The organism is Bradyrhizobium sp. NDS-1 (assembly GCF_032918005.1).
GTDB lineage: Bacteria > Pseudomonadota > Alphaproteobacteria > Rhizobiales > Xanthobacteraceae > Bradyrhizobium > Bradyrhizobium tunisiense.
The window spans coordinates 2,861,785-2,883,108 of record NZ_CP136628.1 but is presented as its reverse complement, the minus strand read 5'-3'; the positions used below and the strand labels follow the sequence as shown (position 1 = coordinate 2,883,108).

Here is a 21,324-nt window from a genome sequence, read left to right as displayed (position 1 = left end):
ATCAGTAGCGGTAGTGATCCGACTTGTAGGGGCCTTCCGGCTTCACGCCGATATAGTCGGCCTGGTCCTTACGCAGCTCGGTGAGCTTGACGCCGATCTTGGCGAGATGCAGGCGCGCGACCTTCTCGTCGAGCGTCTTCGGCAGCACGTAGACTTCCTTCTTGTACTTGCCGTCCTTGTTGTTGGCGAACAGCTCGATCTGCGCCAGCGTCTGGTTGGTGAAGGACGCCGACATCACGAAGGACGGATGACCCATCGCGTTGCCGAGGTTCACGAGACGGCCTTCCGACAGCATGATGATGCGGTGCTTGTCGGGGAATTCGATCTCGTCGACCTGCGGCTTGATGTTGGTCCACTTCAGATTGCGCAGAGACGCGATCTGGATCTCGTTGTCGAAGTGACCGATGTTGCAGACGATGGCGCGATCCTTCATCGCGCGCATGTGCTCGATGGTGATGATGTCCTTGTTGCCGGTGGCGGTGACGAAGATGTCGGCGCGGGGCGCGGCATCTTCCATGGTCACGACCTCGTAGCCTTCCATCGCGGCCTGCAGCGCGCAGATCGGATCGACTTCCGACACCATGACGCGGCAACCGGCCTGGCGCAGCGATGCGGCCGAGCCCTTGCCGACGTCGCCGAAGCCGGCGACCATCGCGACCTTGCCCGACAGCATCACGTCCGTGCCGCGGCGGATGCCGTCGACCAGCGATTCACGGCAGCCATAGAGGTTGTCGAATTTCGACTTGGTAACGCTGTCGTTGACGTTGATCGCCGGCCACAGCAGCGTTCCAGCCTTCTGCATGTCATAGAGACGATGCACCCCCGTGGTGGTCTCTTCGGAGACGCCCTTGATGCTCTCGGCGATCGCGGCGAAGTAGCCCTTCGGCTTTTCCTTGAGCTGCTTCTTCAGGAGCGCGAAGAAGACTTCCTCTTCCTCGGAGCCGGGCTTGTCGAGGAAGGCGGTGTCGCCCTTCTCGGCGCGCAGACCGAGATGGACATACATGGTGGCGTCGCCGCCGTCGTCGAGGATCATGTTCGGATGACCGCCGCCATGCCAGTCGAACAGCTTTGCGGTGTAGTCCCAGTACTCGGTCAGCGTCTCGCCCTTGACGGCGAACACCGGGATGCCGGCGGCCGCGATCGCGGCCGCAGCGTGGTCCTGCGTCGAATAGATGTTGCAGGAGACCCAGCGGATGTCGGCGCCGAGCGCCGCCAGCGTTTCGATCAGCACGCCGGTCTGAATCGTCATGTGCAGGGAGCCGGCAATGCGGGCGCCCTTCAGCGGCTGCTTCGGGCCATACTCTTCGCGGGTGGCCATCAGGCCCGGCATCTCGGTCTCGGCAAGCGAGAGCTCCTTGCGGCCGAAATCGGCGAGCGAAATGTCCTTGACGATGTAATCGGTGAAGCCGGGCTTCGCGTTCATAGGGAGGTTCCTGTTTGTTTGGCTGGTCATTCCGGGGCGCTCGTGAAACGAGCGAACCCGGAATCCAGCAGTTCGAGATTCCGGGTTCGCCGCTCTCGCGGCGCCCCGGAATGACGCAAGTGAATCAGAGCGCGCGCTTGAGCTGCTCGACGAGGTCGGTCTTCTCCCAGGAGAAGCCGCCCTCGTTGTCGGGCGTGCGGCCGAAATGGCCGTAGGCCGAGGTGCGCGCGTAGATCGGACGATTGAGGTCGAGATGGCTGCGGATGCCGCGGGGGGTCAGATCCATCGCCTGCGCCGCCGCCTTCTCGAGCTGCTCCTCCGGCACCTTACCGGTGCCGTGGGTGTCGATGTAGATCGACAGCGGACGCGCCACGCCGATGGCATAGGCGAGCTGCAGCGTGCAACGGTCGGCAAGACCTGCGGCGACGATGTTCTTGGCGACGTAGCGCGCCGCGTAAGCCGCCGAACGGTCGACCTTGGTCGGGTCCTTGCCGGAGAAAGCGCCGCCGCCATGCGGAGCCGCACCGCCATAGGTGTCGACGATGATCTTGCGGCCGGTCAGGCCGGAATCGCCGTCGGGACCGCCGATGTAGAACTTGCCGGTCGGGTTGATGTGCCAGATCGTCTTCGGGGTGATCCAGTCTTTCGGTAACGCCTCGCGCACATAGGGCTCGACGATGTCCCGGACCTGGTTCGACGTGAGGTCCGGAACCAGATGCTGATGCGAGACCACGATCTCGCGCACGCCGACCGGCTTGCCGTTCTCGTACTGCACGGTGACCTGGCTCTTGGAGTCCGGACCGAGCACCTTTTCCTTGCCGGAGTGACGGGCCTCGGAGATCAGGCGCAGGATCTTGTGGGCGTAGAAGATCGGCGCCGGCATCAGGTCGGGCGTCTCGTTGGTGGCGTAACCGAACATGATGCCCTGGTCGCCCGCGCCCTCTTCCTTGACCTCGCCCGGCTGCAGCGCATCGACGCCCTGGGCGATGTCGGCCGACTGCGGATGCAGCAGGATCTCGATGTCGCAGGTCTTCCAGTGGAAGCCCTCCTGCTCGTAACCGATGTCCTTGATCGCGTCCCGGACGACGCCCTCGATCTGCTCGTTGGTCACCGACTTCGGACCGCGGGTCTCGCCGGCGATCACGACCTTGTTGGTGGTCGCGAGCGTCTCGCAGGCGGCGCGGATCTGCCAGGGGTCGATGCCGGCCTTGGGCCCTTCGCGGTAGAACAGATCGACGATCTCGTCGGAAATGCGGTCGCAGACCTTGTCCGGATGACCTTCGGACACGGACTCGCTGGTGAAGAGATAGGACGCGCGCATCAGTAACCCCTTGTTCCGCCGCTAACCCGGCGGGCGTTTGCGATGTTTACCTGTGGATGGTGTCAATCACGCCGGCGCGAGATGACGTAGGATTCGTCGAGAAACCAGAGCCCATTGTACTTTCGCAGCACGTCCCTGGCGGCGTCCAGAGTGCGGCCGTTTTGAGTCATTTCCGTCAACCGGTCGTCCTCAATCTGAGCGACATACACCGCCGCATTCCACGCTGCAAAGGCCGTCGAGGTTCCGATCGTCCCGGTTACCTCGTTGGGCAGCGCTTCCATATCATACCTGAAGATCGAGCGGTTATCCGCATAAGCATTAAAATTTAAGTCGCGGCCCACCGACCCGAGTTCATACTTAACGGCGCGCAATAGCTCATGGCGGCTCACTGCGAAAGGATTTTCTCCCGGCCAGATCGCCTGGATCATTTCCATGCCCGGATCCTGGCCGTGGGAGTGAATTCCGATCAGCCGGCCGCCAGGCCGAAGCGCCCGGGCCAGGGGTGCTATGATCCGCTTGGCCCGGAAATTGACCGAGGATAGGGCCCGGTAGGGCTGGGACGCGATGACGAGGTCGAAATTGGCTTCGGTCTGGCCCGGCCGCGGAATGGTCGAATCCAGCAGGAACCTGTGGTCCTCGCGATACAGCACCAGAACCACGGGCCGTTCATACAACGGCATGGCGGTGCGCGGGCTGATCGCGGCGCGCCAGTTCTGCTCCAGAAACGGCCTCAGCTCCGCGATCTGCTGCTCGAACTCGCCGGATGAGGCGCCCCGCAGCGGGACCTCGTGCCAGACCGTTGCAGCCGCCGCCGCAGGCGATGCCGGCGTGAGCCAAGGCGCCTCTGAGTAGAACATGTTGGTGAAGACGAACACCGAGGCCGGATGCTCGAAAATGCGATCCGGCACCTTGTCCAGCGTCAGGCGCAGGTCCTCGAGACTGAGCTCCTTGCCGGCGACGTAGAACGGCATGTGTGGAAAGCGCTGATGCGTTGCGCGCAGCACGCGCGCCAGCACCGTGCCATCGCCGACGCCGGCATCGAACAGACGCAGGGCCGGCGGCCGCGGATGAATGGAGGCAAGCTCGAGGGCAACCCGATCCGCGACCACCCGCTTTTCACTGCAGGTGTGGACGAACAGCAGGTATTTCTGGCGGTTCTCGAAGAAACGGAAATTGCCGCGCGGATCGCGCTTTTCCGGCGGCACCTGCAGCCCCCGCGGGGGTGGCACGCCGCCAGCCATCGATGCCGCCATATAGGCCTGGATTCGCTCCAGCGTGTCGATGGTGATGCGCTTGCCCTCGCGCAGACGATGCACCAGCTTCCCATCGTTCACCGCGCGCCGGCCGAAGGTCGATTCCGCCATGTCCGCCTTGCGGCAGAACTCCGTGATCTGGCTCAGGATTTCGTCGTTCTTCATGAAGTGGGCCGCAGTGGGCAGAAAGATTGGGACCTGCGTCCTAGCAAATTCTGCCCACTCAGGGAATAGTGGATCGGGCGCGTCCCGTGGTGATCCCCATTCCGCCTCGGACGGCGCGACGGCGCCGACCAGGTTACGCTCGACCCCAGTTGCGCTCGACAACAGAGGCGCGACCTCGCCGCCGCCCTTTCGCGCCATATGCGGCGCGCCAGGTCTGGAGGTTCAGCCGATCATGACGGGGTGCGGGCTGGGGGTTGGTGTCGGCCACGACGAATAAGCCGATGCGTGGTCGATGCCGGGCGAGGTCAGTCTGGCCCGCGAAGTGAGATAACTTCCGTGCCCCGGACGCAGTGCAGCGCTTCTTCAGCGGTACGCTGCAGAGCTGGGCCCATATCCTCCAAGCGCAAGTCCAGCAGCAGGGGTCCCGGCTCTGCGCAGCAAGCAACGCAAAAGCGCTGCAGCGCGTCCGGGACACGAGCGAGGCTTAAGCCTAGCTGCGGCGCTCAGTTACCCCACACTTCCTTTGCGATCTCGACCGCAAGGCTCAGCTTGGCCCACTGCTCCTCCTCGGAGAGGATGTTGCCCTCTTCCGTCGAAGCAAAGCCGCATTGCGGGGAGAGTGCGAGCTGCTCCAAGGGCGCGAACTTGGCGGCTTCTTCCAGGCGGCGCTTGATGTCGTCCTTCTTCTCGAGCTCGCCGAACTTCGAGGTGATGACGCCGACCACGACGACCTTGTTGCCCTTGGGCAGGAAGCGCAACGGCTCGAAGCCGCCGGCACGGTCGCTGTCGTATTCGAGGAAATAGCCGTCGTAATTGGTGCCCGCGAGCATGGTCTCGGCGACCGGCTCGTAGCCGCCCGAGGAAATCCAGGTCGAGCGGAAATTGCCGCGGCAGACATGCGTCGTCACCACCATGTCGGCGGGCTTTTCGGCCAGCGCGTAGTTGATGATGCGGGCGTAGATCTGCTGGAGGCCGTCCGGATTGTCGCCGCGCTCGCGCGCTTTCTGCAGTTCTTCCTGCGAGCAGAGATAGGCCCACACGGTGTCGTCGAACTGGAGATAGCGGCAGCCGGCGTCGTAGAATGCCTTCACCGCCTTGCGATAGGTCTTGCCGAGATCCTCGTAGAATACGTCGAGATCGGGATAGACATCTTTGGAGATCGACTTGCGACCGCCGCGGAAGTGCAGCACCGCGGGCGACGGAATGGTCATCTTGGCGGTGACGTGGGCCTGGTCGGCGACCTTCTTCAGGAAGCGGAAGTGGTCCAGCATCGGGTGGTCGTCGGGAAAATCGAGCTTGTCGATCACTCGCACCGCGTCATGCCGGGTCTGCACGCCTGCGAACTGAATGCCGGCGTCCGGGTGAAACAGCTCGCAGCCGGTGAGCTTGGCCAGGAAGTCGAAATGCCACCAGGAGCGGCGGAATTCGCCGTCGGTCGCAAGCTTCAGGCCGACCGAGGCCTGCTTGTGCACGACCTTCTCGATCTCCAGGTCCTCGATCTTGCGCAGATCGTCCGCCGAGATCTCGCCCTTCTCGAGACGGCTGCGGGCTTCCTTGATCTTGGCCGGACGCAGGAGGCTGCCGACCTCGTCGGCGCGGAAGGGGGCTTTGGTTCGCTGCATTCGTTACTCCCGGATATTGTTCTAGTGGGCCGCCGCCCCTGCGACGCCGAGGTGGCGCTCCAGGACCGACGGATCGGCCTTCAACGCCGCACTCGGGGCGTCGTGGACGATCGTTCCGCGCTCCAATATCACAACACGGTCGGCGAGCCCCAAAATCTTTTGGGCGTTCTGCTCGACGATGATCGAGCAGATGCCGCCCGCCCGGGTGATGGTGCCGATCGCCTTGAGCAGCTCCTCGACGATGATGGGGGCAAGGCCCTCGGTCGGCTCGTCCAGCAGCAGCACTTTCGGGTTGAGGGTCAGCGCGCGGCCGATCGCCAGCATCTGCTGCTCGCCGCCGGAGAGCTGGTTGCCGAAATTGCTCCGCCGCTCCTTCAGTCGAGGGAACATCTCGTAGACCTTCTCGACGGTCCAGGGACCCGGCTGCGCCACGGCGGTCATGTTCTCCTCCACCGTGAGCGAGCGGAAGATGTTGCGCTCCTGCGGTACCCAGCCGATGCCCGCGCGCGCCCGCTGATCGGGCCGGAGCGAGGTGACGTCCACACCGGCGAGCGCGATGGTCCCTGCGAAACGGCGGGTGACGCCGACGATCGAATTGATCAGCGTGGTCTTGCCGGTGCCGTTGCGGCCGAGCAATGCCAGCACCTGTCCCTCGGCGAGGCGCAAGGACATGTTTGGCAGCACGACCGCCTCGCCATAGCCGGCCCGCAATGAATCGATCGCGAGCAGGTCAGACATTGACCGCCTCCTCGCCGAGATAGACCGCCTTGACCTGCGGATCGCGCGCGACCTGCTCGGGCGGGCCCTCGGTGAGCAGCGCGCCGGAGACCAGCACCGAGATGCGGTCGGCGAAGGAGAACACGAGGTCCATGTCGTGCTCGATCAAGAGCACCGTGACGCCGCGCGGCAGGCTGCCGACGACGGCAAGGATGTCGTGACGCTCGCTCTCGGGCACGCCGGCGGCGGGCTCGTCCAGCAGGAGCACGCGCGGCTTGGCGGCGATCGCGACGGCGATCTCGAGCAGGCGCTGCTTGCCATAAGGCAACGTCACGGTCTGCTCGTTCATGACGTCGAGCAAATGGAAGCGCGAGAGCAGATCGGCGATCTCACCGTTGACGTCGCTGCGCGTGCCCATCCGCCGCCACCAATCGCCGCCATGGCCTAGGCGCTCGGAGACGGCAAGGCCGATGGTCTCGAGCGGGGTCAGATCGGGATAGAGTTGGTTGATCTGGAAGGTGCGCGAGAGCCCGCGCAGCACCCGCTCGTGCACGGGCAGATCGGTGATGTCCTGGCCTTCGAGCAGGATGCGGCCCGAGTTCGGCTTGAGGACGCCGGTCAGCTGATTGATGACCGTGGTCTTGCCGGCACCGTTCGGGCCGATAAGCGCGTGGCGGGCGCCCTGCTCGATCTTCAAGGACAGATCGCGCGTGACGCGCAGGCCGCCGAACTGCTTTTCGAGATTTTGGGTTTCGAGCACGATGGTCATGCGTCGCTCTCCGGAACGGCGACGACGGCCTTGCGCCCGGCGATTTTCTTGATGATCAGATTGGGCACGTAGAGCGCCCAGCGATGCAGACGCTGGCGGCCGACCAGCACGATCACGACCAGCACGAGGCCGATCCAGAACTGCCAGTATTGCGGGGTGATGGTGGAGAACAATTCCTGCAGCATGCGGAACACCACTGCGCCGATCAGCCCGCCATAGAGATAGCCGGTGCCACCGATGACGAGCACCAGCATCAGATCGGCCGAGCGCTCGAAGGCAAACACATCGAGCGAGGCGATCGCCGTGGTCTGGGTGAACAGCGCGCCGGCGATTCCGGCATAGAACGCCGCCAGCGTGTAGATCGCGATCAGGCGGCGGTTGACGGGGATGCCGATCGCGGCGGCCCGCAGCGGATTGTTCTTGATCGCGCGCAGCGACAGCCCAAATGGCGAATGCACCACGCGACGGGCGAACAGGAAGAGGAGGAACAGCACGGCCAGCGAATAGAAGAAGCCGGCCTTGCCGAACATGTCGAACGGGATCTCGCCGAAGATCGGCTGCATCTCGATTCCCTGCAGGCCGTCAGTACCGCCGGTGATGTTGGAGAATCGTTCGGCGAGCGCTTCCAGCAGCAGGGCGATGCCGAGCGTGACCATCAGGCGCGTCAGGTCGACGCCCCGGATCACCAGGAAGCTGGTGGCAAAGCCGAGTACCATCGCGGCGAGACCAGCGACGATCAACGCCAGCACGGGCTCCTTGACGATGCCGTGCAGGGCAAGCAGCCCTGCGGCATAGGCGCCGACGCCGAAGAACGCGGCATGGCCGAGCGAGACGATGCCGGCATAACCGAGGATGAGGTCCAGCGACATCGTGAACAGCGCCAGCCGCAGGATGTCGGTCATGATCAGGTAGCGGGAGGGAAACAGGAAACCACAGGCCAGCACGACCAGCCAGAAGGCGATTTCGCCGTAGTGCCAGCGCGCCTGGCGCTGGGCGTGATAACCGACGTCGGAAGCAGCGCTCATCGGCGAACTCAACGCGCGGCGGTGCGGCCGAACAGGCCGTTCGGGCGCCAGATCAGGATCACGATCATCATGGTGTAGATCACGAAGGGGCCCATCTTGGGCACGTAATACTTTCCGGCGACGTCGCCGATGCCGAGCAGCAGCGAGGCCAGGAACGGACCTGTTATCGAGGAGGACCCGCCGACGGTGACCACGATCAGGAAGTAGATCATGAACTTCAGCGGGAAGTACGGATCGAGGCCCAGGATCTCGGCACTCAGCGCGCCGCCGAGGCCGGCGAGCCCGCATCCGAATGCGAACGTGAAGGCAAACACTTGCGGCACGTTGATGCCGAGGCCGCTGGCGGCGCGGGGGTCGTCAACCGCCGCCCGCAAGCGGCTGCCGAAGCGCGTCTTGGCCAACACCATCTGCAGACCAATGGTGAGCAGGCCGCAGATCACGATGATCATCAGCCGATAGCGGCCGATCCCGACGCCGAACAGGTCGAACTGGCCTTGGAGCGCGGCCGGCAAATTGATGAAGACGCGCGAGGAGCCCTGGATGTAGTCGACGGCCGCCACCGACATGAAGGTCAGGCCGATGGTGAACAGCACCTGGTCGAGATGGCTGCGGGCATAAAGGTGGCGATAGAGCGTGCGTTCGAGCGCGATCCCGATCGCGGCCGCGGAGAGGAAAGCGAGCGGCAGTGCTGCGAAGAACGGCCAGCCCATCCGGTTGACCAGCACCATGCAAACATAGCCGCCGGCCATGGCGAAGGCGCCGTGGGCGAGATTGACGAAGTTCATCAATCCGAGGGTGACCGCGAGCCCGCAAGCGAGCACGAACAGCAGCATGCCGTAGGCAACGCCATCGAACAGGTTGGTGAGGATTGCGGTCATCGTCTCAGCTTGGAGTTATCGTCATGGCCGGGCTCGTCCCGGCCATCCACGTTCTTGTCTGGGCTTTGCGTGGATGCCCGGGACAAGCCCGGGCATGACGCAGAAAGTGGCTCGCGAGATCCGGGATGAGCGCTAAGCGCGCTCCGGGATGACGCGCTTTCGCGCATCACTTCTTGGTCTTGCCGAGATCCTTGACGGCTTCGAAGGTCGCGAACTCGACATTGTAGAGCTCGCCATCGACCTTCTCGACCTTGCGGATGTAGATGTTCTGCACGATGTCGCGGGTCTCGGGATCGATCGAGATCGGGCCGCGCGGGCTTTCCCACTTCTGCCCCTTCATGGCTTCGATCAGCTTGTCGCCGTTGGTGTCGCCGCCCGTCTTCTTCAGCGCCTCGTAGATCAGATGGATGCCATCATAGCCGCCCACCGCCATGAAACCCGGACGATTGCCGAACGCCTTCTTGTAGGCGGCAACGAAATCCTTGTTCATCTGCGAGGGATGCGCCGCGGAGTAGAGATGCGCGGTGACGGTGCCGAGCACGGCGTCGCCCATATTGTTGAGGAGATCGTCATCGGTGACGTCGCCGGGTCCGATCACCTTGATGCCGGCCTTGTCGAGGCCGCGCTCGGCATATTGCTTCATGAAGTTGCCGCCCTGACCGGCCGGCACGAACACGAAGATCGCATCGGGCTTGGCGTCCTTCATGCGCTGGAGGAACGGTGCGAAGTCGGGGTTCTGCAGCGGCACCTTGACCTCTTCGACCACCTCACCGCCGCCGGCGGTGAAATGCTGCTTGAAGAAGTTCAGCGCGTCATTGCCGGGCGCATAGTCGGAAGTCAGGGTCGCCACCTTCTTGATGCCGTTCTTGACGGCCCAGTCGCCGATGATGGTGGAGGACTGCGCCAGCGTGAAGCTGGTTCGCACGATATAGGGCGAGCGCTCGGTGATGATCGAGGTGCCGGCCGCCATGACGACTTCCGGGATCTTGGCCTGCGTCGCCAGCGGCGCGGCGGCGAGCGCGGCCGGCGTCACGCCGAAGCCGGCGATGAAGTTGACCTTGTCGTTGACGATCAGCTCCTGCGCGGCGGTCTTGGTCTTGTCCGGGATCGCAGCGTCGTCCTTGAGGATGATCTCGATCTTCTTGCCGGCGACGGTGTCGCCCTTCTGCTGCATGTAGAGTTTGATCGCGTTCTCGATCTGCTTGCCGGTCGAGGCCTGGCCGCCGGTCATCGGCAGGATCAGGCCGATCTTGACGCTGTCCTGGGCCTTCGCCGGCACGATCGCCGCAAGGCTTGCGATGGCCGCAACGGCAGCTGCCCAAGCAGCCTTGGAACGAGCAGCCTTGGAAGACGCCATATGAGACGGTTGTTTGCGTTCGAACATCAGATGTCCCTCCCCTTCATTCCTGACTCTTGTGTCCTGGACCGAGTGCCCGGCCCTTGTCTTAAACCTAGCCCGCTCGCGGCTGGCGCTCGCGCGCCACATGGGCGTCTTTCGCGCCTGCCTTGTCAATCGGACGTTTGGCGACCCTTCGGCGCAAGCCGGGCGTTCCAATGTCCCATCGACCGGAGGTCCGTCGCTCGGGTTACCTCGGGTAACTCGAGCAATTCGATCACTGGGCTTTCATTTGTACGAATGTACAAAGAAAATGGACTTGTCAACGAAAACCCCTCCCGGCGACCAAACCATGCTGCCGCGGGCCTCGCATCGCAGTCTAGAAGCGGCAGCGACCGCGTGGATGGAGGATTTCGTCTTTCCTTTGCAGAATTCGGACATCCGCGCGACTTGGCAGGCTGCATTTCGGTAATAAAATACCTACCTCGAATAAGCCTATTTTACCTTGTTGAAGGCTACTCTTCCTCCGGCCCGAGCTGGCGTCCAATGACCGAACGCGTGCGCGCCCAGACAATGTCCGAATTTTTTCGGTCCAAGACTTTTCGTTCCGCCCTCATCCTCGTCGCGCTCGCCGCGGGGCTGTCCGGCTGCGGGACGGTCAACGAAAAACTCTCCGCCGGCATGGGCGACTACGTCCCGCAATGGGCCGGCGGCCTGCCGGCCGATGCCCCGCCGCGCGCGGGCACGCCGCAATACGACGCCTACATGCGGGAACGCGAACGCAAGCGGCTGTTGCCCGCTGCGGATCGCGAGAAGGAAGAGCAGGCCGAGAAGAGCGCCGCGGGGGCTACGTCGGCCGGCGCGGCGCGATAAAGGACGAATGGCGAACAGGGAGTAGGGAATAGAGGGCTGCCCTGCTCCATTCGCTACTCGCCACTCCCTATTCGCTACCACTAATCCACGAACACCACGGTCTTGCGGCCGTTGAGGATGACGCGGTCGTCGAGATGGTAGCGGATCGCGCGGGCGAGCACGCGGCGTTCGATGTCGCGGCCCTTGCGGACCAGATCCTCGGGCGTATCGCGATGGCTGATGCGCTCGACGTCCTGGTCGATGATCGGGCCCTCGTCGAGGTCGCGCGTGACGTAATGCGCGGTGGCACCGATCAGCTTGACGCCACGTTCATGGGCCTGATGATAGGGCTTTGCGCCCTTGAAGCCCGGCAGGAAGGAGTGGTGGATGTTGATGCAGCGTCCCGAAAGCTTCGCCGACAGATCGTCCGACAGGATCTGCATGTAGCGGGCGAGCACGACGAGATCGGTCTTCGTGTTGCCGACGAGGTCCATGATCTGGCTCTCCTGCTCGTGCTTGGTGTCCTTGGTCACGGGCAAATGGTGGAACGGGATGCCGCCGAAATCGAGCCCGCCATAGACCTCGCGCGGGTGATTGGAGACGATCGCCGTCAGCTTCATCGGCAACTCGCCGGTGCGCCAGCGATAAAGGATGTCGACCAGGCAGTGATCCGACTTCGACACCAGCAGCATCACCTTGCGATGCGCGGCGCGGTCGCGCATCTGCCAGTCCATGCCGAAGCGCTCGGCGATCGCCGCAAAGCCGGTCTGCAGCGCCGATAGTTCCACCGCGAGATCCGCCGCGGTGAACACCACCCGCATGAAGAACTTCTTGGTCTCGATGTCGTCGAACTGCTGGGCATCGAGGATGTTCTGTCCGTTATGTGCGAGGAACGTCGACACCGCCGACACGATGCCGGGACGATCCGGACAGGACAGGGTCAGGACATATTGATGATCGGGCATGTGATGAACGGCTTGGCTCTTGATGAAGGATTGGGCAGCGGAACTGTCCGCGATTTGCGCCTGCTCTAGCACCGACCCTGGCCTTGCGCCAATCCCGCACGCGGAGTCAGGATGAACGGACAATTGCGATTTTTGACCGGAGCACACCCATGGCCGACCGCTTGAACGGCACCCGCATCCTCATCCTGGAAACGCGCGAGGAGGCGCAGTTCTCAAAACTGCTGGCCGAGCAAGGCGCCGAGGTCGTGCAGTGCCCGATGTTCACCATTCACGACGCGCCAGACCCGGCGCCGATCGAGGCCTGGATCCGCCGCGCCATCGACAAGCCTCTTGACGACCTCGTGCTGATGACCGGCGAAGGCCTGCGGCGGATCATGAAGCTCGCGCGCGCCCGTGAGCTCGACGCCGCTCTCGTCGCGGCGCTCGCCAGAGCGCGGAAATTCACCCGCGGCCCGAAGCCCGGCAAGGCGTTGCGCGAGGTCGGGCTGGAAACGCAGCAGACCACGGAGAAACCGACCACCGAAGGCGTGATCGAGATGCTGGGCAAGCTCGACCTGAAGGGACGGCGCCTCGGCCTCCAGCTCTATCCGGACAAGGATCATGGCGAGCTGACCGGCGCGCTCTCGGCACAGGGTGCCGAGGTCGATATCGTGCTGCCCTATGTCTATGACTCCAAGGCAGCGGACGCCAACATCGTCGCCGCCATCGACGACATGGCGGAGGGACGGATCGATTGCATCGCGCTGACCAATCTCGGCCAGGTCCGCCGCCTGATCGAAGCGGCGAAGGCCGATGGCAGCGAGGCGAAGTTGCGCGCGGGGTTGGAGCGGACGCTGATTGCGTCGGTGGGACCGGCGGTATCCGGCGAGCTCGCCGGACATGGCTTGCGCACCGACATCGTGCCGGCGGAGGACGCTTATTTCATGCGGCCACTGATCTCGGCAATGGCTGTAGCGCTCGCGGAGAAGCAGCCATCACGAGAGAGCTGAGAGTCCTACGCGCGCAAGACACGATACACGCTGGCGTTTCCTTCAACGCCGCGAAGAGGTGCATCGAATACTGCGATCGGATGCCCGGAGAGGAGATCACTCACTCCTGGCGCCGCATACAGCGCCTCCGAGATACAAATCTCGCCCGCGTCCGCCAACGACTGCACACGCGCGGCAACATTCACGGTCTGACCGAAATAATCCAGATTGTCGTTCAGGGTGACGGCGATAGAGGGGCCGCAATGGGCTCCAATCTTCAGGATGATGCTTGGATCGCCATGCTCGGAGTTGTGGCGCTCAATTTCTCCCAGCATGTCGAGCGCCGCCGAAACCGCGTCCGTTGGACGAGAGAAGACAGCCATGACCGCGTCCCCAATCGTCTTGACGATCGCCCCGGAATGCTCCTGGACGGTCGCACCGAGCAGGGCAAAATGTTCGCGGACCAGCGCATAGGCATTGAGATCGCCGAGCCGTTCATACATGGCGGTCGAACCTTTGAGATCCGTGAACAGCAAGGTCACCTGCCGGATACCCAGGCCCTCCCTTTCGTCCACGCGTTCTGACCGGAACAAGCGGCGAAACGTCTGTCTCGCAAGCAACATCCCTCCAGACATGTAGGGATCGAAATCAAGCGGCGGCTTGATCGCTTGAGCCAGAACTTCAGGCGGCCAATTGATCAGGAGCAAGGAGCCTCGCATCGCTCCGGAGTTCTCCGTCTCGACAATGACGGGACCGGGCGGTACGGCGGCCAGCGAAGACGAAAAGCGCTGCCCATCGTATCCAATTCGCAAGATTGTCGGCACGGTTGTCGACTCGCCGGTCACCGCAACGACGAACGCAGCCTGGGTTTGAATGTTGACCCCCGCCAGAGCTCCGGAACCCAGCTCGCATCGAATGGTCGTGACGCAGACTGGTGGCAAGAACGAAAGGCCGCGAACGAACGCATGTAAATGGTCGAGAAACCGGATTTGCTGGCCCGGTATCCGTGCGTCATTCAGAAATCGAAGCTTCCAATGGAAATCCTCGACCGAAAGGGAGGCGGGATCATGAAACGGAAGCCGCCGGAGCTGCGGCGACACCGTAAACGTGACCTCTATGAAGTCGTCGAGATCGGTTTCGCCAGAGACGTCGCACAAGCCGCAAACATAATGGGTTTTGAGCGTGCGCAAGGCGCCAAAGCTATCGAGCACCATGCCGGATTGGGGACAAACAACGTCCCAGCTCATGTCGAATAGTCCGCTTCTCGTCGCATAGAGAAACAGGTCTATGCTTTCCGGCTCTGCTATGGCACGGTCGCGCGCGAATGCCAGAGGATTGACGCGGTAGAGCGATAAATCGTCACCGCTCCTGATGAGCGCTTCGAATTTGGAGATCACGCGGGGGCTCCAGGATCGGGCCCGCTCGATCTCGGTCATCTTGCTTTCGAGGAGCCTTTCCTGAATCTCGGTCATTGTACGCCCGGGATCATTACCTTCGTCACGTGCAGGCGAGGTCGGGAAAACGACGGCTGCCAAAGGCTCATGCCTCCTGCGGCCAAGGGCAACGCGCCAACCAGACGACGATGCCTAGCCTGCCACCTGCGAAGCAGCCGACATCAACTCCTGCGGGCTCGGCATCCCGAACATGCGCTGGCCGCCTTCGGGTACCTCGGTAAAGGTCCAGCGTACGACCCCTTCCCGATCGAGCAGGAACTGGCCGAACAACTGGCCCTGGCCGGTCGCTGCCATGCGCTGATCGGCTTCCATCATCTCGTAGCCATCCTTGTTGTTGAGCTGCTCGGCAGCTGCCATGCGATTCATCGGCCCGGGCAATTCTCCGGGAATGTCCACCTGCATGCTCATGATGACGTCCATGCCCACCTTGCGCGGCCACTCCGTCTCCTTCTCCGTGAACTCGAGATTGGGCAGGCCGAACGCGCGGTGCGAAACCCGCTCGGGATCGGACGCAGCGAGCAGGTTGGGCAATGGGTGATATCGGAAGTAGAGCCGCGCCCGATCGATCGGCGTATTGACGACGGTGAGACTTTCGACGCCCTTGTCGCGCAGGGCCGCGTCAAGCTGCGCCTGTGCCGCAATATGGCGGCGGCAGAACGGGCAATGCAGGCCCCGAAACAGGCCGACCAATATCGGACTTTGCCCGCGAAAATCATCGAGCGCGATTTTCCCGTCGCGCGTGATGGCGTCCAGCACGATGTTCGGTGCGCGATCACCCGGTTGCAGCGGTCCATCGACATGACGTTCTGACATGGTTGAACTCCTTCACATGACCTAGTCAAGAAATGGCAGTACAATCAGTCCGGCGGGATCAAGCCCGTGCCTGGTGCAGACGTCATCGGCCAGCGCGAAATACCGCTCGGCCTCGGGCAAATCACCGCGATCAAGGTTCAGCGTCGCGAGACCATCATAGCATGGAAAGAGCTGCTGCGGCTCGCCGGTTTCGCTGGCGACCTCGATGGCCTGATTGTAGCAGCGGGCAGCCTGATCGGGCCGGAAATGGCATTGATGGATTTGCCCGAGCACGATCAGGGGTACGGGGAGGTGCTCGCGCTGATCGAGCGCACGGTCGATCTCGATCGCCTTTTCGGCAGCCGGCACCCCCTCCTCGGCACATCTGTCCGTGAAGGTGCAACAGGCCACGGCATAATTGGCAAGAAGGCGGGCCTGGAAGCCGAGGTCGCCGATACGATGCGCGACATCGAGCCCGCGTCTGCAAACCTCCATCGCTCTCGCCGGATCGACGATCGTGTAGAGCACGCCAAGGTTGGTGTAGCCGCGACACGCTACGTTGAGGAGGCCGGCGGCTTCGGCTGCCGCGACACTTTGCTCCACCTCGCGCACCGCCTCCTGGTGTCGCCCAAGCCGCGCCAGCGCAACCCCCTTGGTGTTGAGTGCCTCCGCAATGGCGCGCGCCGCCTCGCTCCCGACTTGCTCGTCCGCGTTCGCCGGCGCGGATCGCGCGAAGCCGAGCGCCTCGTCTGCCCACCTGGCGGCGGCGACGTGATCCCCCACACGAAACGCGAGACGGCCGCGCTCCTGCAGGAGATGCGCCCACTCGATCGGCGCATCTGTCCCGCCAAGCCGCTCGGCCGCCTCGGCATAATGTGTCTCGGCGCTGGTGCGCTTGCCGGCGTCCCACAACAGGTGGCCGAGCTTGCGAAGAATTCGCGCTTCGCCGATCCGGTCCCCGGCCGTGCGATGCTCCTCAAGGGCGCGTCGGTAGTGCTCCTCGGCCGTGCTTCGGCGGCCAGCCACGCGACAGAGATCCGCGATCCGCTCATAGAGGACCAGGCGTTCCGGGCTCCGTTCGCCGCCGGCGAGCAGCACGGCGAGAGACTGCTGATAGAAGCGGATGGCATCGTCGTTGGCATAGCTCGCGCGTGCGCGATCGCCGGCCGCGCGCAGATAGCGCGCGCCCTTCGGCTTGCTTGCGCTGAGACTGAAATGGTGTCCAAGCAGGACGAGATCTTCGAGCTGCTCGGGCTCGTTGCCATAGAGCCGCTCCAGCGCGGCGCCGATCCGTCCGTGGAGCTCGATCCGGCGCTGCAGAAGCAGGTTCTGATAGATCACGTCCTGAAGCATGGTCTGCGTGAAGCGGTAGGTCCGCAGCGAAATCGAGTTCGAGCCTGCGACCTCCTCGACGATCTCGGCGTCGCACAGAAGTTCGAGCCCCGGCTCGACCCTTGCCGGCTCGGTTGCCGCCGCACCGAGAACGGCCGCATCGAAGCGCGGGCCAATCACTGCGGCTTCCTGGGCCAGGCGCCTCACCTGATGCGGCAACCGATCCAGGCGCGCCAGCAACAGCGCCTGAATGCTCGCTGGAATATCGGCGGCGGCCTCATCCGCCTTCATCCGCCACTGCGCGCCGTCACGCACGAGGGTGCCGGCTTCGATGAGACCGCGGATGATCTCCTCGAGGAAAAGCGGATTGCCGCCGGCGCGCTCGAGGATACGGCTGAACAAATGTCCCGGCGGTTCACGCAGACTGTGACCGAAGTACGCCGCGATCAGCCTTTGTCCGTCAGTGTCGCCAAGCGGAGCCAGCCGAAGAGTGGCGTGACTGATCCGGCTCGAACCGAACTGATCCAGCTCCAGCATCGGCCGATGTGTGAACAGCAGCATCAGCCGCGACCGCTCCAGCCGGTCCATCAGGAACCGCAAAGCTTCGAGCGACACCGCATCGGCCCAATGCAGATCCTCGACGATGATCAGCAGCGGCGACAGCGCGAGCCGGCGTTCGAAGATGGTACGGATCGCGAAAAAGATCTGCCGACGGAGCTGTTCGGGCTCGACGTGCCTGAGCACGGCGTCGCGGTCGCCGTGGCCAAGAACGTGCAGATAGAGAGGCATCAGGCGGTCGGCCTCGTCGGTCGCGAGGCCAAGCTCCGACAGCGCTTCGGCAACCTTCGCCTCCGCCTCTGCGGCGCCGGCCTTCTGTGCGATGCCATAGGCGCTGCGCAGCACGGCGGCGAGTGTGCCATAGGATTGTTCGCCGAGCGGCGAGCAGACCGCCTGCCGGATCGCCACGCCTGCGAAGCGATCCTCTTCGCCGATGCGGACGACGAATTCGCTCACCAGGCGTGTCTTCCCGATGCCGGCCTCGCCGACGAGCCGCACCAGCTGAGCCGCGCCGCCGCACGCGCGATCGAGGCTGCCGATCACGCGCGCGAGCTCAGCGTCGCGTCCGATCAGCGGCGCATCAATGCCCAGCGTGTCGAGGCCTCGTGCCGCACGGGGCGTATCGAGCGGTCCCTTCAGACGATGGACCAGAACGCTGCCCATCTTGTCCTTGAGCGAGACCTCGCCAAGCGAATCATAGGCGAACGCATGCCGCGTCAGACGGTAGGTCAACGGTCCGACCAGCACCTCGCCCGGAGGCGCCATCGACTGCAGCCGCTGGGCGGTATTCACGGTGTCGCCGGTCACCGAATAGGATTTGGCAACGCCCACGCCCAGCCCGCCCGCAACGACGTGTCCGGTGTTGATGCCGACATGGAGCAGCAGCGGCGAACCGGCATAGGCCTTCGCGCGCTCGCTAAGTCGCGCCGTCCGGATGATCATGTCGAGGGCAGCGCGGACTGCCCGCTCCGGGTCGTCCTCGTGCGCGGCTGGCGCACCAAACAGTGCGAGCAGCGCATCGCCGATGAATTTGTCCACAAAGCCGCCAAAGCTCTGCACCGCGGCCGTCAGCTCCGCGAACAATTCGTTCTGAAGCGTCTGCATGTCCTCGGGGTCGAGCCGCTCGCTCATCGCAGTGAAGCCGCTGAGGTCGGCAAACAGCACGGTGATGGTGCGGCGGTTCGCTTCGCTATCGATTTTGTCCGACGGCCGTCGAAATGCGTGTTGGGCCTCGGGCGTGAGCACGAGCGGTGGCGAAGAGGAGCTCGACGGGACTGCCGTCGAGTCCGTCCGCACCGCTGCCTGCCCGCCGCCTTTGGGGGCCGCAGCGACGAGAGTGCCGCATTTCGGGCAATACGCGAAATCCGGTGCGCATGGAAAGCCGCAACCAGGGCACGCGCTCGGCTGCTTCGTGCCGCACTGCGGGCAGAAGGCAAAGCCGCTCTGAACCTCGAAACCGCAACCCGAGCAGTTCATGGCCCAAAACCTCGCGGGAGCCGCGATGGCGCTATCCGCTGAGCCCGACCTCATGGGCCCAGGATGCGGACCAGAATGGGCTCGACGGACCGGAAGAGCAAGCGGCGGCGACTGGTCCCCCCTTCGTAGCGGATCAGACGGCGAAGCAATGCTGCGGGTGCACTGGCGGATCGAAAGCCGGCCGCAGCGCGAAGTGATTCATGGCGCAGCGCAAATTGTCGGCAAGCATGGCGGCATGCCGTAGCGTCAATTGACACGCGCGTCACCGGTACTACGCTCACGAACAGAAGAACGAATAATAAGGGCAGGGAATCGCCGTGAAACCCGTCATCGCATCTTGAACACAGCCGCACGACCTTCCGCGCTCGCGCCATTCCGCATCCGCAACTATCGCTTCCAGTGGCCGTCCGACCTGCTCACCTCCTGGGCCTTCGAGGTCGAGACGCTGGTGCTCGGCTGGTACATCCTGGTCGAGACCGGCTCGGTGCTGCTGCTCACCGTGCTTGCCTCGCTCCAGTTCGTCGGGACATTGGTCGCGCCGGTGTTCGGCATGATCGGCGACCGCATGGGCCATCGCGATCTGCTGGTCGTGATGCGTCTGGCCTATACGGTGCTCTCGTCGACCATCATGGTTCTGGCGCTGACCGGTCATTTGTCGCCGCTGAGCGTCATGATCATCGTCGCGATCATGGGCCTGATCCGCCCTTCGGATCTGGGCGTCCGGGGCGCGCTGCTCGCCGAGATCATGCCGCCCGAGCAACTGGTGGGCGCCATCAGCGTTGCACGCACCACCCAGGACAGCGCCCGCATCGCCGGAGCGTTGACGGGCGCCGGGCTGTTCGCCGTCCTCGGCATCGGCCTCGTCTATGTGGCGATCGCCTGTCTCTACTTCTCGGCCGCGCTTCTCATGCTCTGCCTGACCCGGCCGAAGAGAATTATCACCACGACCGATCTTCCCGCCGACAGCCGCGCCATTTCGCGATTGTTCGGCGACCTCAAGGAGGGGATCGTCTACGCGTGGAACGGCCCGGGAATGCGCGCGGCGCTCTGCGTCGCTTTCCTTGCCAACCTCACCGCTTTTCCTTTCACCGGCGGATTGCTGCCCTATATCGCGCGAGAGATCTTTCAGACCGACCAGACCGGCCTCGGCTATCTCTCGGCGAGCTTCGCCGTCGGCTCGCTGATCGGCTCTATCACGCTCAGTCTCGTCAGCGGGCTGCGCATTGCCCGGCTTCTGATCGGCGCGACGCTGGCCTGGTACGCCATGCTACTGATCTTCGTCGAGGTCAGGACCATGCCGGTGGCGATGGCCTGCCTCGTTCTCGCCGGTATCGCGCAGAGCATGTCGATGATCTCGGCCGCCGTGATCCTGATGCGAACGGCGAGTGCCCATCTGCGCGGCCGCGTCATGGGTGTGCGCATGATGGTGATCTATGGCCTGCCGCTGGGGTTGCTCGCCGCCGGCAGCCTGATCGACATCATCGGCTATTCCGCGACCGGCTCGCTCTATGCCGCCGCGGGCTTCATCGCGATGCTGGCGATCGCGATCCGCTGGCGCGCTGATCTCTGGCCGACGCACGCCCCCGCCAATGCGCGCTAGAGTCTCGTTCTGATGAATCGGAACGAGATTCTGGATTCTCGTTCTGACGCGGTTTCTTGACGCGAACCGGTATCCACTTCGCTCGAAAACGCTCTAGTCACCGTACCCGCGCAGCCGCTCGATATCGAGGATGGTGATGCCGCCATATTCCAGCCGCAGCAGTCCCTCCTTCTCCAGCCGGTTCAGCGACCGGTTGGCGTTCTGGCGGGACATGCCGGAGAGCGCGCCGATTTCCTCCTGGGTGATCTCCAGATGCGCCGTCGATTCCGGATAGAGGATCGGGTTGTACAGCGAGGCGATGCTGCGGGCGAGGCGCGCGGTGGCATCCAGCGTGCGGTTGACCTCGAGCATGCCGATGAACTGGCCGAGCCGTTCGTTGAGCTGGCGCACCAGAAAGCGGTTGAAGCCGACGCTGTTCTCGAACAGCCACATGAAGGCACTGCGTTCCATCAGAGCGACGCGGCTGTCGCGTAGCGCGACCACGTCATAGCGGCGCGGCTCGTTCTTGAGCACGCTGCCCTCGCCGAACCAGGCCCCCGCCGTCAGCCCGGCAAGGCTGGTCTCCTTGCCGTCCCGCGAGACGCCGCCCATGCGGGCAAGGCCGCCCACCATGCCGGCCCAATAGGCAAAAATATCGCCGCGCATGAACACGGTCTCGCCGGTGCCGTATGACCGCTCGGTGATTCCGGCCCGCGCGACCTCGATCTCCGCTCGCGTGAGCTCGCGCGACCAGGCGGCGACGCGCTTCAGATGATCTTCGGAAATCATGATCTCGCCGCCAGCCGCACCGATCCGTCGCTCCGCCTTCTGCTGCAATG

General features: G+C 63.9%; 17 protein-coding genes. 3 read left to right on the top strand and 14 right to left on the bottom strand.

The window, feature by feature from the left end; all coding sequences use genetic code 11:
* Nucleotide 1: 1 nt before the first annotated feature.
* From ahcY to RX330_RS13295, 9 genes are all read right to left on the bottom strand, one after another.
* Entirely contained in the window at nucleotides 2-1,423 is a 1,422-nt protein-coding gene (ahcY, locus tag RX330_RS13335) for an adenosylhomocysteinase (RefSeq protein WP_317243291.1), read from the bottom strand.
* A 124-nt stretch (nucleotides 1,424-1,547) separates the two neighbouring features.
* Complete coding sequence (gene metK / locus RX330_RS13330) at nucleotides 1,548-2,744, bottom strand: methionine adenosyltransferase (protein ID WP_212091385.1); 1,197 nt, start codon at nucleotides 2,742-2,744, stop codon at nucleotides 1,548-1,550.
* 62 nt (nucleotides 2,745-2,806) lie between these two features.
* Nucleotides 2,807-4,162, bottom strand: coding sequence for a hypothetical protein (locus RX330_RS13325; RefSeq protein WP_212091381.1), 1,356 nt, complete (start codon nucleotides 4,160-4,162; stop codon nucleotides 2,807-2,809).
* 503 nt (nucleotides 4,163-4,665) lie between these two features.
* The gene (locus RX330_RS13320; RefSeq protein ID WP_317243290.1) at nucleotides 4,666-5,784 is read right to left on the bottom strand and encodes a cobalamin-independent methionine synthase II family protein; all 1,119 of its coding nucleotides are present in this window, start codon (nucleotides 5,782-5,784) and stop codon (nucleotides 4,666-4,668) included.
* A 21-nt stretch (nucleotides 5,785-5,805) separates the two neighbouring features.
* On the bottom strand, nucleotides 5,806-6,522 hold the full coding sequence (locus RX330_RS13315; protein WP_212091374.1) for an ABC transporter ATP-binding protein: 717 nt from the start codon (nucleotides 6,520-6,522) through the stop codon (nucleotides 5,806-5,808).
* Entirely contained in the window at nucleotides 6,515-7,270 is a 756-nt protein-coding gene (locus RX330_RS13310) for an ABC transporter ATP-binding protein (RefSeq protein ID WP_212091371.1), read from the bottom strand. The genes RX330_RS13315 and RX330_RS13310 overlap by 8 nt, the downstream gene beginning before the upstream one ends.
* Complete coding sequence (locus RX330_RS13305; protein ID WP_212091368.1) at nucleotides 7,267-8,295, bottom strand: branched-chain amino acid ABC transporter permease; 1,029 nt, start codon at nucleotides 8,293-8,295, stop codon at nucleotides 7,267-7,269. The genes RX330_RS13310 and RX330_RS13305 overlap by 4 nt, the downstream gene beginning before the upstream one ends.
* 8 nt (nucleotides 8,296-8,303) lie before the next feature.
* Nucleotides 8,304-9,173: a branched-chain amino acid ABC transporter permease gene (locus tag RX330_RS13300; protein WP_212091365.1), complete on the bottom strand. Its 870-nt coding sequence runs from the start codon at nucleotides 9,171-9,173 to the stop codon at nucleotides 8,304-8,306.
* A 166-nt stretch (nucleotides 9,174-9,339) separates the two neighbouring features.
* On the bottom strand, nucleotides 9,340-10,557 hold the full coding sequence (locus tag RX330_RS13295) for an ABC transporter substrate-binding protein (protein WP_317243289.1): 1,218 nt from the start codon (nucleotides 10,555-10,557) through the stop codon (nucleotides 9,340-9,342).
* A 525-nt stretch (nucleotides 10,558-11,082) separates the two neighbouring features.
* Here RX330_RS13295 and RX330_RS13290 point away from each other — a divergent pair.
* Entirely contained in the window at nucleotides 11,083-11,382 is a 300-nt protein-coding gene (locus RX330_RS13290) for a hypothetical protein (protein ID WP_317243288.1), read from the top strand.
* 80 nt (nucleotides 11,383-11,462) lie between these two features.
* Here the strand turns inward: RX330_RS13290 and purU are convergent, their stop codons facing one another.
* Nucleotides 11,463-12,326, bottom strand: a complete 864-nt coding sequence (purU, locus tag RX330_RS13285; RefSeq protein WP_317243287.1) for a formyltetrahydrofolate deformylase — start codon at nucleotides 12,324-12,326, stop codon at nucleotides 11,463-11,465.
* A 149-nt stretch (nucleotides 12,327-12,475) separates the two neighbouring features.
* Here purU and RX330_RS13280 point away from each other — a divergent pair, with 149 nt between their 5' ends.
* Nucleotides 12,476-13,315, top strand: a complete 840-nt coding sequence (locus RX330_RS13280; protein WP_317243286.1) for a uroporphyrinogen-III synthase — start codon at nucleotides 12,476-12,478, stop codon at nucleotides 13,313-13,315.
* 5 nt (nucleotides 13,316-13,320) lie between these two features.
* Here the strand turns inward: RX330_RS13280 and RX330_RS13275 are convergent, their stop codons facing one another.
* The 3 genes from RX330_RS13275 to RX330_RS13265 form a co-directional block, all read right to left on the bottom strand.
* Nucleotides 13,321-14,766 carry an adenylate/guanylate cyclase domain-containing protein gene (locus RX330_RS13275; protein WP_317243285.1) on the bottom strand — a complete coding sequence of 482 codons (1,446 nt, stop codon included), beginning with the start codon at nucleotides 14,764-14,766 and terminating at the stop codon, nucleotides 13,321-13,323.
* 114 nt (nucleotides 14,767-14,880) lie between these two features.
* The gene (locus RX330_RS13270; protein WP_317243284.1) at nucleotides 14,881-15,561 is read right to left on the bottom strand and encodes a redoxin domain-containing protein; all 681 of its coding nucleotides are present in this window, start codon (nucleotides 15,559-15,561) and stop codon (nucleotides 14,881-14,883) included.
* Between the two features lie 21 nt (nucleotides 15,562-15,582).
* Nucleotides 15,583-18,906, bottom strand: a complete 3,324-nt coding sequence (locus tag RX330_RS13265; protein WP_317243283.1) for an adenylate/guanylate cyclase domain-containing protein — start codon at nucleotides 18,904-18,906, stop codon at nucleotides 15,583-15,585.
* A 337-nt stretch (nucleotides 18,907-19,243) separates the two neighbouring features.
* Between RX330_RS13265 and RX330_RS13260 the strand changes: the two genes are divergently transcribed.
* The gene (locus tag RX330_RS13260) at nucleotides 19,244-20,506 is read left to right on the top strand and encodes an MFS transporter (protein WP_317243282.1); all 1,263 of its coding nucleotides are present in this window, start codon (nucleotides 19,244-19,246) and stop codon (nucleotides 20,504-20,506) included.
* 93 nt (nucleotides 20,507-20,599) lie between these two features.
* Here RX330_RS13260 and RX330_RS13255 read toward each other — a convergent pair whose 3' ends face one another.
* A complete protein-coding gene (locus RX330_RS13255) occupies nucleotides 20,600-21,274 on the bottom strand; it encodes a Crp/Fnr family transcriptional regulator (protein WP_317243281.1) in 675 nt (224 codons plus the stop codon).
* Nucleotides 21,275-21,324 lie beyond the last annotated feature (50 nt).

Coding starts and splice junctions, on each gene's coding strand:
- ahcY (WP_317243291.1), bottom strand. CDS start 1,423: ATGAACGCGAAGCCCGGCTTCACCGATTACATCGTCAAGGACATTTCG.
- metK (WP_212091385.1), bottom strand. CDS start 2,744: ATGCGCGCGTCCTATCTCTTCACCAGCGAGTCCGTGTCCGAAGGTCAT.
- RX330_RS13325 (WP_212091381.1), bottom strand. CDS start 4,162: ATGAAGAACGACGAAATCCTGAGCCAGATCACGGAGTTCTGCCGCAAG.
- RX330_RS13320 (WP_317243290.1), bottom strand. CDS start 5,784: ATGCAGCGAACCAAAGCCCCCTTCCGCGCCGACGAGGTCGGCAGCCTC.
- RX330_RS13315 (WP_212091374.1), bottom strand. CDS start 6,522: ATGTCTGACCTGCTCGCGATCGATTCATTGCGGGCCGGCTATGGCGAG.
- RX330_RS13310 (WP_212091371.1), bottom strand. CDS start 7,270: ATGACCATCGTGCTCGAAACCCAAAATCTCGAAAAGCAGTTCGGCGGC.
- RX330_RS13305 (WP_212091368.1), bottom strand. CDS start 8,295: ATGAGCGCTGCTTCCGACGTCGGTTATCACGCCCAGCGCCAGGCGCGC.
- RX330_RS13300 (WP_212091365.1), bottom strand. CDS start 9,173: ATGACCGCAATCCTCACCAACCTGTTCGATGGCGTTGCCTACGGCATG.
- RX330_RS13295 (WP_317243289.1), bottom strand. CDS start 10,557: ATGTTCGAACGCAAACAACCGTCTCATATGGCGTCTTCCAAGGCTGCT.
- RX330_RS13290 (WP_317243288.1), top strand. CDS start 11,083: ATGTCCGAATTTTTTCGGTCCAAGACTTTTCGTTCCGCCCTCATCCTC.
- purU (WP_317243287.1), bottom strand. CDS start 12,326: ATGCCCGATCATCAATATGTCCTGACCCTGTCCTGTCCGGATCGTCCC.
- RX330_RS13280 (WP_317243286.1), top strand. CDS start 12,476: ATGGCCGACCGCTTGAACGGCACCCGCATCCTCATCCTGGAAACGCGC.
- RX330_RS13275 (WP_317243285.1), bottom strand. CDS start 14,766: ATGACCGAGATTCAGGAAAGGCTCCTCGAAAGCAAGATGACCGAGATC.
- RX330_RS13270 (WP_317243284.1), bottom strand. CDS start 15,561: ATGTCAGAACGTCATGTCGATGGACCGCTGCAACCGGGTGATCGCGCA.
- RX330_RS13265 (WP_317243283.1), bottom strand. CDS start 18,906: ATGAACTGCTCGGGTTGCGGTTTCGAGGTTCAGAGCGGCTTTGCCTTC.
- RX330_RS13255 (WP_317243281.1), bottom strand. CDS start 21,274: ATGATTTCCGAAGATCATCTGAAGCGCGTCGCCGCCTGGTCGCGCGAG.